This is a genomic window from Sinorhizobium alkalisoli (genome assembly GCF_008932245.1).
GTDB lineage: Bacteria > Pseudomonadota > Alphaproteobacteria > Rhizobiales > Rhizobiaceae > Sinorhizobium > Sinorhizobium alkalisoli.
This window is the reverse complement of sequence record NZ_CP034909.1, coordinates 2,949,289-2,965,000: the sequence shown is the minus strand read 5'-3', so window position 1 is coordinate 2,965,000 and position 15,712 is coordinate 2,949,289. Positions and strand designations below refer to the sequence as shown.

Genomic DNA, 15,712 nt, shown 5'->3' with positions numbered 1-15,712 from the left:
AAGGGATACCCGTGAGGGGTCCTGGAGGTATCGGAAGTGCGAATGTTGACATGAGTAACGATAAAGAGGGTGAGAGACCCTCTCGCCGAAAGACCAAGGGTTCCTGCTTAAAGTTAATCTGAGCAGGGTTAGCCGGCCCCTAAGACGAGGCGGACACGCGTAGTCGATGGGAACCACGTTAATATTCGTGGGCCTGGTGGTAGTGACGGATCGCTTGACTTGTCCGGACTTATTGGATTGTCCGGGCTTGGACGCGGTTCCAGGAAATAGCTCCACCGTATAGACCGTACCCGAAACCGACACAGGTGGTCAGGTAGAGTATACCAAGGCGCTTGAGAGAACTATGTTGAAGGAACTCGGCAAATTGCACGCGTAACTTCGGAAGAAGCGTGACCCCATTATGGGCAACCATGATGGGGTGGCACAGACCAGGGGGTAGCGACTGTTTATCAAAAACACAGGGCTCTGCGAAGTCGCAAGACGACGTATAGGGTCTGACGCCTGCCCGGTGCTGGAAGGTTAAGAGGAGGGGTGCAAGCTCTGAATCGAAGCCCCAGTAAACGGCGGCCGTAACTATAACGGTCCTAAGGTAGCGAAATTCCTTGTCGGGTAAGTTCCGACCTGCACGAATGGCGTAACGACTTCCCCGCTGTCTCCAACATAGACTCAGTGAAATTGAATTCCCCGTGAAGATGCGGGGTTCCTGCGGTCAGACGGAAAGACCCCGTGCACCTTTACTATAGCTTTACACTGGCATTCGTGTCGGCATGTGTAGGATAGGTGGTAGGCTTTGAAGCGGGGACGCCAGTTCTCGTGGAGCCATCCTTGAAATACCACCCTTATCGTCATGGATGTCTAACCGCGGTCCGTCATCCGGATCCGGGACAGTGTATGGTGGGTAGTTTGACTGGGGCGGTCGCCTCCGAAAGAGTAACGGAGGCGCGCGATGGTGGGCTCAGAGCGGTCGGAAATCGCTCGTCGAGTGCAATGGCATAAGCCCGCCTGACTGCGAGACTGACAAGTCGAGCAGAGACGAAAGTCGGTCATAGTGATCCGGTGGTCCCGCGTGGAAGGGCCATCGCTCAACGGATAAAAGGTACGCCGGGGATAACAGGCTGATGACCCCCAAGAGTCCATATCGACGGGGTTGTTTGGCACCTCGATGTCGGCTCATCGCATCCTGGGGCTGGAGCAGGTCCCAAGGGTTTGGCTGTTCGCCAATTAAAGCGGTACGTGAGCTGGGTTCAGAACGTCGTGAGACAGTTCGGTCCCTATCTGCCGTGGGTGTAGGAATATTGACAGGATCTGTCCCTAGTACGAGAGGACCGGGATGGACATATCTCTGGTGGACCTGTTGTCCTGCCAAGGGCATAGCAGGGTAGCTATATATGGAAGGGATAACCGCTGAAGGCATCTAAGCGGGAAACCCACCTGAAAACGAGTATTCCCTCGAGAACCGTGGAAGACGACCACGTTGATAGGCCGGGTGTGGAAGTGCGGCAACGCATGAAGCTTACCGGTACTAATCGTTCGATCGGCTTGATCGTTCCCATTGCTCATGCTCATCGAAGATGAGCTTTTAGCCCTCACGGCGATCCGCTGTCGCGGATGCCTCCGGGAGGGCGCGCCAAAAGGCGCGACGGCCTTTGGCCTTGCGGAGCTAAAGCTCCGATGAGTGCCCCAAGCGCCGTCGAAGACGTGTTCAAAAAAAACGAAGCAATCGCTTCACCAGCTTCTCGAAATCAATTTGCGCCCTTAGGGCGCAAAAGCTTGCGCTTTGCCGACCTGGTGGTTCTGGCGGGGTGGCTGCACCCGTTCCCATTCCGAACACGGCCGTGAAACGCCCCAGCGCCGATGGTACTTCGTCTCAAGACGCGGGAGAGTAGGTCGCTGCCAGGTCTGCAAAGCGCAACAAAAACGCCGCTCCCCTTCACGGCAAAGCCGTGAAGGACAAGGCAGCGGCGAAAACAAAAAACATCTTCTCTCACACGCCGACAAAACGGCGAAACAAACCATTCGAACCATAACGCGGGGTGGAGCAGCCCCGAACGCCCGCAGGCCGAACGGCCGAGGACGGGCAAACAGACAAACAACCGGGCAAGAAAACCCGGACAAGCATAACGCGGGGTGGAGCAGCCCGGTAGCTCGTCAGGCTCATAACCTGAAGGCCGCAGGTTCAAATCCTGCCCCCGCAACCAGATCAACAGCACACACTCCCATCATCCCCGCCAAAACAGCGGGGATTTTTGCGTTTCGGGGCACGGCACAGGCGCGCTCCTGCGGTTCACCCCCCGAAAACGCGAAGCGTTTCAATATCAGCTTCGGGCAAGTCACCTTTCCTAGAGGTGGTGAGTCCGTGCGACCGGTCGTAACCGGTAGGGCGGACTGCGTCAGCCCTCGACCGTGGACACGCGCGTGGTTTCCGGAGCGACAGGCGGCGAACAGGATTGTCCGAACCGCAAGGGTTTGCACGCATGAGCTCGACCATTTCGTCCCTGAGCACCAGTCAGATCAGAGCGCTCTCGACTGCGGCGGTTGCTGCCTGGTCCACGGAAGATGTGGCGTTGCTCACCACGAAGCAGATCAGCGTGCTTTCCTCTGCCCAGATCGCGGCCCTTGATACCGAGGATGTCGATGTCCTCAGCAACCAGCAACTTGCCGCGATTTCACGCAGCGCCATCGTCGGGCTGACGCTGGATCAACTGGCCGTGCTCGACAAATACGACATAGAAAGCCTGGGAACGAATCAGGTTGCGGGGCTCACCACAGCGCAGATCAGGGCGCTGACGACGGTTCAGGCGGAAGCCTTGCAGTCGTCTCAGGTCGGCGCCCTCAGTGCGTTGCAGTTCTCGGCGCTCAGCGCCGAGGATCTGGCGACCTTCTCGACTGCCGACATCGCATCCATCGGCGGGCAGGCGGTGTCCGGTCTTGCCACCGACGTCATAGCGTCACTTTCGACCGAGCAGATTGCCGCATTGAGCACCAGCGCTGTCGCGGGGCTTACCACGGCACAGTTCGCGGCCTTGTCGACCGCCCAAATCGAGGCACTGTCGTCCTTCCAGGTCAGCGCGCTGAGCTCAAGGCAGGTTGCAGTGCTCGGTACGGATGACGTCGCGACACTCTCCACCGGCGATATTGCTGCAATCAGCAACAAGGCCGTAGGGGGGCTGTCCACCGAGGTCGTCGCAACGCTTTCGACGGATCAGCTGGCCGCCTTGAGCACGGGTGCGGTCGCAAGTTTGACGGTCAAACAGATCGGCGTTCTTTCGACCGCACAGGCGGCGGCTCTGTCCATCGCGCAGGTCCGGACGTTGAGCCCGGCGCAGGTCGCCGCCCTGGGCGCGGACAACATCGCGGTCCTGTCGACGGATCAGATCGCGGCTCTGAGCACGACGGGCGTCACGGGCCTGACGACCGCGCAGATCGATGCGTTTTCGACGGGCCAGGCGGAAGCGCTGACCGCCTTGCACGTGAAGGCACTGAGCTCAAGACAACTTGCCGCATTCGGAACGGACGATATCGCGGCGTTTTCAACCGTCGATATTGCGGCTATCACCAATAGAGCGATAGCCGGCCTGACGACGGCGGCGCTCGCGGCGCTCTCCACGGATCAGATCGCTGCCCTCAACACGACAGCCGTCTCCGGCCTGACGACGGGGCAGCTCGCCGCTCTGTCGCCGACCCAAGTCGAGGCGCTGTCTGTTGCACAGGTGAAGGTGCTGAGCTCGAGGCAGCTTGCAGCGCTCGGGACCGACGGCATTGCGGCATTCTCCACCGCCGATATCGCAGCGATCAGCAACAAAGCCATTGGAGGCCTGACCACCGACGCGATTGCGGCGCTTTCCACCGACCAGATTACCGCTTTGACCACCAGTGCTATCGCGAGCCTGACGACCACACAAATAGGCGCCTTATCGACCGCCCAGGCCACAGCGCTGACCGTCAGGACATTGAGTGCGACGCAAGTGGCGGCCCTGAGCACGGGAAACATCGCGGTCCTGACGACGGACCAGATCGCCACACTGACCACGAAGGCCATCGCGGGCCTGACGACAGCGCAGATTGCCACGCTGTCGACCGGCCAGGCCGAAGCGCTCACAGCGCCGCAGGTAAAGGCGCTCAGTTCGAAACAGCTTGCGGCGCTTGGGACGGACGATATTGCAATATTCTCGACCGCCGATATCGCGGCGATCAGTGATAAGGCGGTAGCGGGCCTGACCACGGCTGCGGTCGCCGCACTTTCGGCCGATCAGGTCGCCGCCTTGAGCACAAGCGCTGTCGCGAGCCTGACGGCCACGCAGCTCGGTGTACTCTCAACGCTTCAGGCCGCCGCCCTGTCCACGGCACAAATCAGGACGTTGGGTTCGACTCAGGTCGCCGGCTTCAGCACGGAGAATATCGCCGCCCTGTCCACGGACCAGATTGCCGCCTTGAGCGCGAAGGGCGTTGCCGGTTTGACCACGGATCAGGTCGAGGCCTTGTCCACTCTCCAGCTCGAAGCCCTGTCTTCCACGCAGGTGGGTGCCCTCAGTTCGATCCAGCTCGCGGTGTTGGCCGCCGACGATATAGCAGCCTTTTCGACCGCGGATATCGCGGCGATCGGCTCCAGCGCCATAGCGGGCCTTTCTGCCGACACTGTTGCGGCCCTTTCCACCGCCCAGATTGCCGCCCTCAGCACGAAGGGTATCGTAGGCCTGAGCACGGATCAGGTCGAGGCCCTGTCCACCGCCCAGGTCGAAGCCTTTTCCTCTGTGCAGACCGGCGCTCTCAGCTCGGCACAGTTGGCGGCGCTAGACGCTGAGGACATCGCAACTTTCTCGACCGCGGACATCGCGGCGATCGGCTCCAGCGCCATAAGGGGTCTTTCCGTCGAAACCATAGCGGCGCTTTCCACGGACAAGATCACGGCTCTGAGCACGGCCGGCATCAGGGGCCTGAGCACCGACCAGATCGATGGATTGACTAACGGCCAGATTGCCGCTTTCGGGACCAAGCAGGTTTCGGTGCTCAGTTCCGCGCAAGTCGCAGCGCTCGGAACGGACAAGGTCGCGAGCTTGTCCTCCGACCAGATCCTCGCCCTGAGCGTGGCCGGCATCGGTGGGCTCGGGACCGATCAGATCGCCGCACTCAGCACTGACCAAATTGCCGCTCTGAGCACCAAGCAGGTTGCGGTGCTGAGTTCGACACAGGTTACTGCTCTCAGCACGACCAATATAGCAGTCCTGTCGACCGACCAGATCGCCGCTCTGAAAACGGCCGGCATTGCCGGCCTTTCCACCAAGCAAATCGTTGCGCTGAGCACCGACCAGCTCGAAGCCTTCACCTCCACCCAGGTCGCCGCGCTCAGCTCTGCGCAACTCGCGGTGCTGGAAACGGACGGTCTGGCAACATTCTCGACCAGTGAGATAGCAGCGATCAGCTCCAGCGCCATATCAGGCCTGACCACGACCGTGCTGGCCTCGCTCTCGACCGACCGGATCGCCGCCTTGAGCACGGCCGCCATCGCCGGGCTTACCACCAAACAGCTCGTTGCGCTCGGCACTGCGCAGATGGAGGCCTTGACCACGGCCCAAGTCGGCGCTCTCACCTCCACGCAACTCGCAGTGCTGGAAACGGACGACATTGCAACTTTCTCGACGAAGGACATTGCGGCCATCGGCTCGCCTGCCATTTCGGGATTGACCACGACCGTCCTGGCGACTCTTTCGACCGACCAGATCGCTGCCCTGAGCACGGTGGCCATCGCCGGGCTCACCACCAAACAGGTTGAGGCGGTGGGCACCGGCCACGTCGCGGCCCTCACGACCAAGCAGGTGGCGGCGCTCACGTCATCGCAGGTTGCGGCCTTCGGTACTGACGATATCGTGGCCCTTTCGACCGGTCAGATCGCCGCCCTGAGCACCGCCGGCATTGCGGGCCTGTCCACCAAACAGATCGTTGCCCTGAGCACGGAGCAGGCGGCGGCTTTGACCCCAGTCCAGGTCGGCACTTTCAGCTCCGCGCAACTCGCGGCCCTCAGTGCCGACGTCATAGCTACCTTTTCCACGAAGGACATTGCGGCGATCGGTTCGAATGCCATACCGGGGCTGACCACAGCCGTCGTGGCAGCGCTCTCGCCGGATCAGATTGCCGCCCTGAGCACGGCCAGCATTGCGGGTCTTTCCACGGCCCAGATTTCCGCATTGACGAGCGACCAGATTGCAGTCCTGCGTGTCACGCAAATTGCTGCATTGACTTCGGCGCAGGTGAGCGCCCTCGGCACGGGCGATCTAGCGGCCCTCTCGACGGACCAGATTGCCGCCCTGAGCATGGCTGGAATTGCGGGTCTCTCCACGGGCCAGATCGTGGCCCTGAGCAGCGACCAAGTCGAGGCACTGACCCCGACCCAGGTCGCCGCGCTCAGTTCTGCGCAGCTTGCGGTGCTTGAAGCGGACGATATCGCAACCTTCTCGCTCAAGGACATCGCGGCCATCGGATCGAGCGCCATAGCGGGATTGACCACAGCGGTCGTGGGCGCCCTCACCAGGGAACAGATCGAAGCGCTCAGCGCAGCCGGCATTGCGGGCCTGTCCACCCGGCAGATCGCTGCCCTGAGCACTGGCCAAGCCGAGGCCCTGAACACCGCGCAGGTCGGTGTGCTCAGTGCCGTGCAGCTTGCCGCCCTCGGCAGTGATGACATAGCGACCTTCTCCACCAACGACATTGCGGCGATCGGCGCAGATGCCATATCCGGCCTCACCACCGCCGCTGTGGCAGCCCTTTCGACTGATCAGGTCGCCGCAGTGAGCACCGCGGCCATTGCCGGGCTGACCACGAAGCAGATCGCAGCCTTGAGCACCGATCAACTGGCGGCCTTGACCGCCGCCCAGATCGGCGCCCTCGGTTCCGTCTCCTCGCTCGGCACCGACAGCATGGCGGCTCTCACGACGGACCAGGTCGCGACCTTGAGCACGGCAGCCATAGCGGGATTGACGACCACGCAGATCGCCGCGATGACCAATGCCCAGATCGAGGCGCTGACGACCGCTCAGATCGGCATTCTCAGCGCCAAGCAGATCGCCGCCCTGAGCACGGACGACATAGCGACCTTCTCGACCGCCGAAATCGCGGCAATTGGTTCGAACGCCGTGGCCGGACTGTCGACGGACACGATCGCCGCCCTCTCGACGGATAAGATCGGCGCCTTGAACGCGGCGGCCATCGCCGGCCTGTCCACAAGCCAGATCCATACGCTGACCAGTGCGCAGATCCAGGCTTTGTCGACGAGCCAGGTCAACGCTTTGAGTTCAAAACAGGTCATGGCGCTTGGCACCGACGGCGTGGCGGCGCTCTCGACCGCCCAGATCGCCAACTTGAGCACGGCGGGCATCGCGGGATTGACCTCGACGCAGATCGTTGCCCTGACCGGCGACCAGATCGAGGCCTTGACCACGCTTCAGGTGGGTGCACTGACCTCCACCCAGGTAGCCGCCCTCGGACCGGACGATCTGGAGGCGTTCACGACCGCCGAGATTGCGGCACTCGGTTCGAGTGCCGTGGCGGGCCTGTCCAAGGCGACGATCGCAGTCCTCTCGACCGAGACGATCGCCGCCCTGAGCGCGTCGGGTATCGCCGGCCTATCGACCGTCCAGATCGCTGCCTTGGCCACCGAGCAGATCGAAGCCCTGTCGACGAGGCAGGCCGGCGCCCTTGGCTCCAAACAGGTCGCGGCTCTGGGCACTGGCGGTATTGCGGCCCTGTCGGCGAGCCAGATCGCCGCCCTGGGCACAACGGGTATCAAGGGTCTTTCCACCGACCAGATCGCTGTCCTCAGCGCCGCTCAGATCGAGGCTCTGACCTCTGTCCAGGTGGCAGTGTTGAGTGCGACCCAGATTGCGGCCTTGGACGTGGACGATCTGGAGCTCTTCTCGACCGCAGACATGGCGGCGATCAGTTCCAGCGCGATATCGGGCCTGTCCACCGGTACGGTTGCCGCGCTATCGGCGGAGCAGATCGCTGCCTTGAGCGCGGCCGGCATTGCGGGGCTTTCCGCCGGCCAGATCGCCGCCTTGACCACCGGTCAGGTCGAGGCGCTGACCGCGGCGCAAGTGGGCGCGCTCGGCTCGAAGCAGGTTGCGGCCCTCAGCACGGCCGGCTTGGCAGCCCTTTCGACAAGTCAGATCGCGGCCCTGGGGACGGCCGGAATTGCCGGCCTTTCCACCGACCAGCTGGCGGCCTTGAGCGTCGACCACGTCGAAGCCTTGACCTCCCTTCAGGTTGCGGCGTTGACCTCGATGCAGATTGCTGCGCTTGGACTGGACGATCTGGAGTCATTCTCGACCGCCGATATCGCGGCGATCAGTTCGAGCGCCATATCGGGCCTGTCGACGAGCACGATCGCCGCACTGTCGACCGAGCAGATCGCCGCTTTCGGCACGGGCGGCATCGCAGGTCTTTCCACCGCGCAGATCGCAGCTTTGAGCACTGACCAGGTCGACGCCCTGACGTCTCGCCAGGTGGCGGCGCTGAGTTCGAAGCAGATAGCTGCGCTCGGCATTGACGACCTGGAGACGTTCTCGACCGCGAAGATCGCGGCGATCAGTGCAAGCGCCATAACGGGCCTGTCGACGAGCACGATCGCCGCGCTCTCGACCGAGCAGATCGCCGCCCTGGGCACGGCTGGCGTTTCTGGCCTTTCCACCGGCCAAATCACGGCCTTGAACATCGACCAGATCGAGGCACTGACCACGGCGCAGATCGCCGCCCTCGGCTCCGATCAGGTAGCGGTTCTCGGCACCGGTGGCATAGCGGCTCTCTCGACGGCCCAGATGGCAGCCTTGAGCACAACCGGTATTGCGGGCCTGACCAGCGGTCAGGTGGCAGCACTCAGCGCCGATCAGATCGATGCGCTTTCCATCGCTCAGATCGGCGCGTTGACTGCGGATGGGCTTGCGGGGCTCTCCGCAGACGATCTCGCCACCTTCTCGGCCGAGGAACTGGCGGCGATCAGTTCGCAAGGCATTTCGGGACTGGCCACGGACTTCATCGCCGGACTTTCGACGGCGGAGATTGCGGCTTTGGGCACGGCCGCCATAGCCGGGCTGAGCAGCATCCAGGTCGCGGCGCTGAGCGCGGAGCAGATCGACGCGCTATCCACCAGCCAGGTTGCCGCCTTGAGTTCGGCTGGGCTCGCGGGTCTGTCCACGGAGGATATCAACACCTTCTCGACGGCGGAACTCGCGGCGATCAGCGCGCCTGCGATAAAGGGGCTGTCCACGACCTTCGTCGCGGCGCTGTCCACCGATGCGATCGCCGCCTTGACGACGAGCCAGGTTGCGGCCTTGAGTTACAATCAAGTGGCGGCGATGAACACCGATCAGATCGCGGCGCTGTCCACGTCGCAGATCGCCGCTCTGAATGCAATACAGGCCGCCGCACTCGGTACGGATGCCATCGCCCAGTTCTCCACCGATCATGTCGTCGCCTTGAGCACGAGCGCCGTGTCCGGCTTGAGAACCGCAGTCATGGCTGCTCTGACGACGGCGCAGGCCGAGGCCTTGACGCCGGGGCAGGTCGGCGCTCTGACGTCGGCGCAGGTCGCGGCGTTGACCACGGAGGATCTCGCCACCTTCTCGACGGAAGATGTCAGGTCGTTCAGTTCGACCGGTGTCGCGGGGCTTTCAACGGAAGACATATCCAATCTGACGAGCGCCCAGCTCAACGCCCTGATGGAGTCGCAGATGGGGTCCCTGAACTCGGATCAGATCGCCGCCGTCATCGAGGCCTATCTGGCTCTCGGCTAGGTTGATTCCAGCAGACGGGATGATGCCTGGCGCTTTGGATCAGACGCGCGCGCGGCGCTGCCGGACAGGAAGTCCCGCGCCGCGTCCAGCGCCTCGCGGATGGTCACGTCCATGTCGAGATAGCGGTATGTTCCAAGGCGGCCGACAAAGGTGACGAAGGGTTCCTGAGCCGCCCGCGCGAGATATTGCGCGAGTTGTGTTTTATCCTCGACCAGGCGGATCGGATAGTAGGGGATGTCATCCGGGCCGCAGGCGCGCGCGTATTCGCGATAGCAGACCGAACCGGAATGCTCTTCCCATGGCGAAAAGTGCTTGTGCTCGGTGATACGCGTATAGGGGACCGAAGCGTCCCCGTAGTTCATGACGGCGCAACCCTGGTAGTCGCCTTCATAGGTGAAGCGCTCGAAATCCAGCGTGCGGTATCCCAGGCGCCCGTATTCATAGTCGAAATAGCCGTCGAGCGGGCCGGAATAGAACGTCTGCGTGAAGTCACCGCTCCAGTCTCGATGGAAGCGCGTTTGGAGATGAACCGTGATGTTCGGATGATCAAGAATTCGCCCGACCATTACGGTATAGCCGTTTTCCGGCATGCCCTGATAGGTGTGAAAGAAGTAGTTGTCGTCGTAATTGAAGCGCACCGGAAGCCGCTTCAGGATGGAAGCGGGCAGCTCGGCCGGGGAGCAGCCCCATTGTTTCTCGGTATATCCCTCGAAGAACGCCTGATAGAGCTCCCGGCCGATGAAGCGCAGTGCCTGTTCCTCGAACGTCTTCGGATCTGCGATCGTCGTGTCGGACTGTTCTTCGATGAAGGCGCGCGCCTCGTCCGGCCGTAAGGACTTGCCAAAAAACTGATTGATCGTGTGCAGGTTGATAGGCAGGGAATAGACCTGCCCCTTGCTCGTCGTCTTGACGCGATTTCTGTAGGGCATGAATCGCTCGAAGCGGTTCACATAGTCCCAGACTTCGCGGTCATCCGTGTGAAAGATGTGCGGTCCATAGACATGGACCATCACCCCCGTTTCCTTGTCGCGTTCGGTGTGGCAATTGCCGGCGATGTGGTCGCGCGTATCGAAGACTTCGACCTGGTGCCCCGCTTCGGCGAGTTCGCGCCCGATCACCGCACCCGAAAGTCCGGCGCCGACCACTGCAATTTTCCCGCTCTTTAGCTTTATCATGTCGCGGAAACGGTCTCTGCCGTCCAGAGGCGGTTGTCGGCGGGAATCGGAGCGTAGGCGTTCAAGGCTGTCAGCTTCTCCAGATAGCGCTGGCGATAGGTCCGATCGTCCGAGAATGCGATGTTGCCCTCCACGCATTCGGCCCCGATCTCGTAATAGAGGTCGAGATTGCTGAGGTCCGGCACCGGTGTCTCGCCGCGCTCGCATTCAGCCTGCATCTGCCAGAACAGCTCTTCGAGCCTGCGGGCAAGAGCAGGAATGTCGCGGAGCACGCTCGTCTCGCGTCCGGCCTGCAGCGCCTCGCGGATCGTTGCGAGCTCCGCGGGCGCTTTCGCAAGGGCAATCGCCTTTTCCACATAGTGTTCCGGACCGCTGCAAATCAGTTCCGGAATGCCGGCGGCGGCAACGATGCTATGGCAGAAGCGTGCCGCGAAGCTCTTGCCGGGGAATGTCAGGACGGGTAGTCCCATGGTCAGCGCATCGGCCGCCGTCGAGTGGGCGCCGTAGGGGAAGGTGTCGAGGAAGAGATCGGCGAGTGCGATCCGGGCGAGATGCCTTGCATTCGGCGCCTTGGGCGCGAAAATGAGCCTGTCGGGCGCGACACCGGCCTTCTCCGCCGTCTGACGCAGGCGCTGATCCACGGCGTCGCCTCCGGTGAGCAGCCAGAGCACGCTGGCGGGCGCCGCCTTCAGGATCGTCATCCAATGGGCGAAGGTGGGTTCGGTGATCTTCTGCATGCCGTTGAAGCAGGCGAAGACGAAGACGTCCTCCGGCAGCCCCGCTTCCGCCCGTGACGGCTCGTCTGCGATCACCCGTTTGCGGTCGACGGGCTGGCTGCATGGAATGCGCAGCACTTTCTCGGAGTAGTAGATCTCGTTTTCGGGCGGGACGATGCGCTCGTCCGCGATCATATACTGATGGAAGGGGCTGCCCATAGACCCCGGATAGCCGCAGAAATTGACGATGACCGGCGCCGGACGATAGGCGAAGATCTTCGTTCTCGCGTGCTTGGTGTAGCCGTTGACGTCGACGAGAATATCGACGTCGTCGGCGGTGATCTGCCTCGCCGCGTCCGCGTCGCTGAGCTGAGCGATGTCGCGCCAGCAGTCGACGGCATTCTTCATCCGCGTCTGCGTTGCGTCGTTCGAAACCGGATCGCCGCAATAATAGGCATAGATCTCGACGCTCTTCTTGTCGTGCAGTTCCAGCACTTCCCTGAGCGCGAAGCCGACCGCATGGTCGCGCAGATCCGAGGAAACATAGCCGACGCGAAGGCGCTCGCCGGTTCCCGTCTTCCGCTTCGGCATCCTGCGGGAGAAGCCGCTCAAGTCGGGACGTCCGACGAAGGACTTGTTGTAGCGGCAGGCCTTGGCGAGCTGGAACAGCGGATCGTCGGAATAGCAGGCAAGCGCCAGCGGCGACATGGCGTCGAGAAGCTGCCGCATGGAAGCATGCTCCGACGGCACCAGGACCGGCCATTTGCATTGGCGCTGCCTGAGAGCGCTCCAATGCTGGCCGGCCTCGGTCTTGTCCGGCCGCAATTCGATTGCCTGCCACAGGGCGGTCTCCGCCTCTTCCAGCAGGCCGGCATTCTCCATGACGCGGCCGATGTGCTGAAGCGCCATCAGGCGATGCGCCACCCGTTCGGCCGTGCTCTCCGCCGTTAACTCGACGAGGCTGCGCCATTGCTGAATGGCTTGCGTGGCGAGCCCGCTGTCTTCGAAGGCGCGGCCGAGGTTGATATGGGCCTGGGCGAAGCGCGGATCGAGTTTCAAGCAGGCCCTGAGCGCGTGGATCGACCCCGCTATGTCGCCGAGCTGACGAAGCGTGACGGAATAGTTGAAATAGACGAGGTGCAGGAAAGGGTGTGTGTCGTTGTACGCGATCCAGACCTTGTAGATCTCGGCTGCCTCGACCGGGTTCCCGGCGCCGCTGCGCGCTTCCGCATGCTGGAGCAGGTCCGTCAGGGACAGGCGCTGGGTGCGGGCGAAGTCCAGCACCGACGCGAGAGGCGCAAGAGGGGCCGATGCATGATTCGGGGCTGTAGACATGTCGAGAATTGACGGTCTGGCAGCCGGAGCCGCAACTCTTCGCCACGGATTTCCACGGGATAATTTGCGGTCCTAACGACAACGCCGCGCGTCTGAAAAGACGCGCGGCGCGGTGACGTAAGGAACCGAACAGACGGTCAGCTGCGCGGCTTCAGGTTTTCAGGGTCGTAGAGCGGCTTGTAACCGACGCCGGCGACTTCGACCGGGTAGGTTTCGGCGAAATACTCGACGTTCAGCTTGCGGCCCTCCTGGCAATAGGCCCAGGGCAGGTAGGCCAGCGCGATGTTCTTGCCGATCGTCGGGCCGAAGGCGATGGAGGTCGTGTAGGAGCGGCGGCCGAGTTCGTCGACCAGCACCTCACCGGTTTCCGGGTCCATGACCGGCAGGTTGCCGACCGGGTAGCGTTTCACGCCGTTCCTGTCGGTGTTCTCCAACATGACGAGCGTGCAGAGCATGGCGGGCTGGTGCTCGCGCGCCTTGTACTCCAGGTGCTTCGCCTTGCCGCGGAAGTCCGCTTCCTTGACCTTCGGACGGGCAAGATCGGCCTCGATGAGGTTGTACTGGGTGAGAAGATCCGCGTTCTGCAGGCGCAGGCTCTTTTCCATGCGGCGCGAGTTGGCATAGGTCTCGACCCCGAAGGCCATGACCCCCGTGGCGCGCAGCGCGTCCCAGACGGCAAGGCCATCCTCGTATTTCATGTGCAGTTCCCAGCCCTGTTCCCCGACGTAGGAGATGCGGAAGGCGGAGACCGGCTTGCCGGCGATCTCGATCTGCTTGATCGCTGCGAAGGGGAAGTTCTGGGCGTCGAGGCCGGCCGGATCGGCGACCACCTTCTTCAGCGTCTCGCGGGCATTCGGGCCCCAGATGCCGATGGTGATGAACTTCTCCGAAACATCGGTGATGGTGACGTCGAGGCCGCGGTCTTCGGCGACCCGGCGCATGTAGTGGAAGTCGCGCGGGCCGGCATCGGCGCCGTTGACGAGACGGCAGCGGTCGGCCATGCGGAAGACGGTGAAGTCGGCCCGCACCATGCCCTCGTCGTCGAGGAAGTGGGTGTAGATGCCCTTGCCGATATTGCCGTCTCCGCCGATCTTGGCGGCGCAAAGCCATTCGAGAAGCTCGACATGGTCCGGACCTTCGATGTCGACCATGTGGAAGTGCGAGAGGTTGACGATGCCGCAATCCTCGCTCATCGCCAGATGTTCGGCGTTGGAAACGCGCCAGAAATGGCGGCTGTCCCATTCGTTCTCGCGCACCGGCACCCTGTCGCCGTATTTCTCCAGGAGGTGCTCGTTGGCGGCATAGCCGTGCGCGCGCTCCCAGCCGCCGAGTTCCATGAAGTGGCCGCCGAGCTCCTTCTCGCGCTCGTAGAAGGGCGAGCGCTTGACGTTGCGGCCGCCCGCATAGGGCTCGCGCGGATGCACCGCCGGGAAGTAGATCTTCTGCGCCGACTCGAAGCAGCGCTCCTCGATGTACTTTTCTTCGAGCTGGTGCGGGTAGAAGCGGGCGTAGTCGATCGAGGCATGGTCGATCTCGGTGCGCCCGTCCGTCATCCAGTCGGCGATCAGCTTGCCGTAGCCGGGGCCGTCCTTCACCCAGATGGCGACGCAGTACCACAAGCCCCGCACCTTCTGGCTCTCGCCGCAGGAGGGGCCGCCGGCGGCCGATACCTGCAAGAGGCCGTTGAAGGAGTGGCCCTCGTTATAGCCAAGCTCGCCGAGGATCGGCGTCAGTTCCATGGCGCGCTCGAGCGGCTCGATGATCTGCTCCATCTCGAGGTCGCGCTGCGAGGGCGACAGGCGCGCCTCGTGCTTTTCGAGAATGTCGCGCGGATGGCAGAGGCGCGGATTGTTGGCCTCGTAATAGCCCCATTCGATCTGGCCGCCTTCGGTGGTCTTCGGGTCGCCGGTGTCGCGCATATAGGCCGAGTTGCCCTGGTCGCGCAGCAGCGGGAAGCCGATTTCCTTGCCGGTGCCTTCGAATTCGTTGTACGGGCCGAAGAAGGTGAGCGGATGGTCGACCGGCATGACCGGCAGGTCTTCGCCGACCATTTCGGCGATCAGGCGGCCCCAGATGCCGGCGCAGACGACGACATGGTCAGCCATGATCGTGCCGCGATGCGTGACGACGCCCTTGATGCGGCCGTTCTCGACCAGGAGCGAGGTTGCCGGCGTATTGCCGAAGACCTTGAGCTTGCCGGACTTTTCCGCCGCATCGACCAGCTTGCCGGCAACCGTCTGCGAGCGCGGGACGACGAGGCCGGCATCCGGATCGAACATGCCGCCCATCACCTGATCTTCCTCGATCAGCGGGAACATCTTCTTGATTTCTGCCGGCGAGACATAGTGCGCGCGGGTGCCGAAGGCCTTGGCGGAGGAAAGCTTGCGCTTGATCTCCTCCATCCAGGTCTCGTCGCCGGTGCGTGCGACTTCCAGACCGCCGATGCGGGCGTAGTGGCCCATCTTCTCGAAGAAGTCGATCGAATACTGGGTCGTCCAAACCGAAAGAAAGTCGTGGCTCGTCGTGTAGCAGAAGTCCGAGGCATGCGCCGTCGAGCCGATATCGGTGGGAATACCGGACTTGTCGATGCCGACGATATCGTCCCATCCACGCTCGATCAGGTGATGGGCGATCGACGCGCCGACGATGCCACCCAGACCTACGATTACGACCTTCGCCTTTTCAGGAAACTCTGCCATGGAAT

General features: G+C 62.6%; 4 protein-coding genes, 1 tRNA gene and 2 rRNA genes (1 of these 7 cut by a window edge). 4 read left to right on the top strand and 3 right to left on the bottom strand.

The features are described 5' to 3' along the window. The 4 genes from EKH55_RS14280 to EKH55_RS14265 form a co-directional block, all read left to right on the top strand. Positions 1 to 1,547: ribosomal RNA gene (locus EKH55_RS14280) — 23S ribosomal RNA — on the top strand (it extends 1,250 nt beyond the left edge of the window). A 237-nt stretch (positions 1,548 to 1,784) separates the two neighbouring features. Then, positions 1,785 to 1,899 (top strand): 5S ribosomal RNA (rrf, locus tag EKH55_RS14275). A 222-nt stretch (positions 1,900 to 2,121) separates the two neighbouring features. After that, positions 2,122 to 2,198 (top strand) — tRNA-Met (locus tag EKH55_RS14270). Between the two features lie 276 nt (positions 2,199 to 2,474). Further along, on the top strand, positions 2,475 to 9,782 hold the full coding sequence (locus EKH55_RS14265) for a hypothetical protein (protein WP_151611656.1): 7,308 nt from the start codon (positions 2,475 to 2,477) through the stop codon (positions 9,780 to 9,782). On the opposite strand, the gene glf is transcribed toward EKH55_RS14265, so the two are convergent. The 3 genes from glf to EKH55_RS14250 form a co-directional block, all read right to left on the bottom strand. Further along, positions 9,779 to 10,957: a UDP-galactopyranose mutase gene (gene glf, locus EKH55_RS14260; protein ID WP_069458987.1), complete on the bottom strand. Its 1,179-nt coding sequence runs from the start codon at positions 10,955 to 10,957 to the stop codon at positions 9,779 to 9,781. The genes EKH55_RS14265 and glf overlap by 4 nt on opposite strands. Continuing rightward, the gene (locus EKH55_RS14255) at positions 10,954 to 13,008 is read right to left on the bottom strand and encodes an O-linked N-acetylglucosamine transferase, SPINDLY family protein (protein ID WP_069458988.1); all 2,055 of its coding nucleotides are present in this window, start codon (positions 13,006 to 13,008) and stop codon (positions 10,954 to 10,956) included. The genes glf and EKH55_RS14255 overlap by 4 nt, the downstream gene beginning before the upstream one ends. A 137-nt stretch (positions 13,009 to 13,145) precedes the next feature. Beyond that, a complete protein-coding gene (locus tag EKH55_RS14250) occupies positions 13,146 to 15,707 on the bottom strand; it encodes a GcvT family protein (RefSeq protein ID WP_069458989.1) in 2,562 nt (853 codons plus the stop codon). Positions 15,708 to 15,712: the final 5 nt, after the last annotated feature.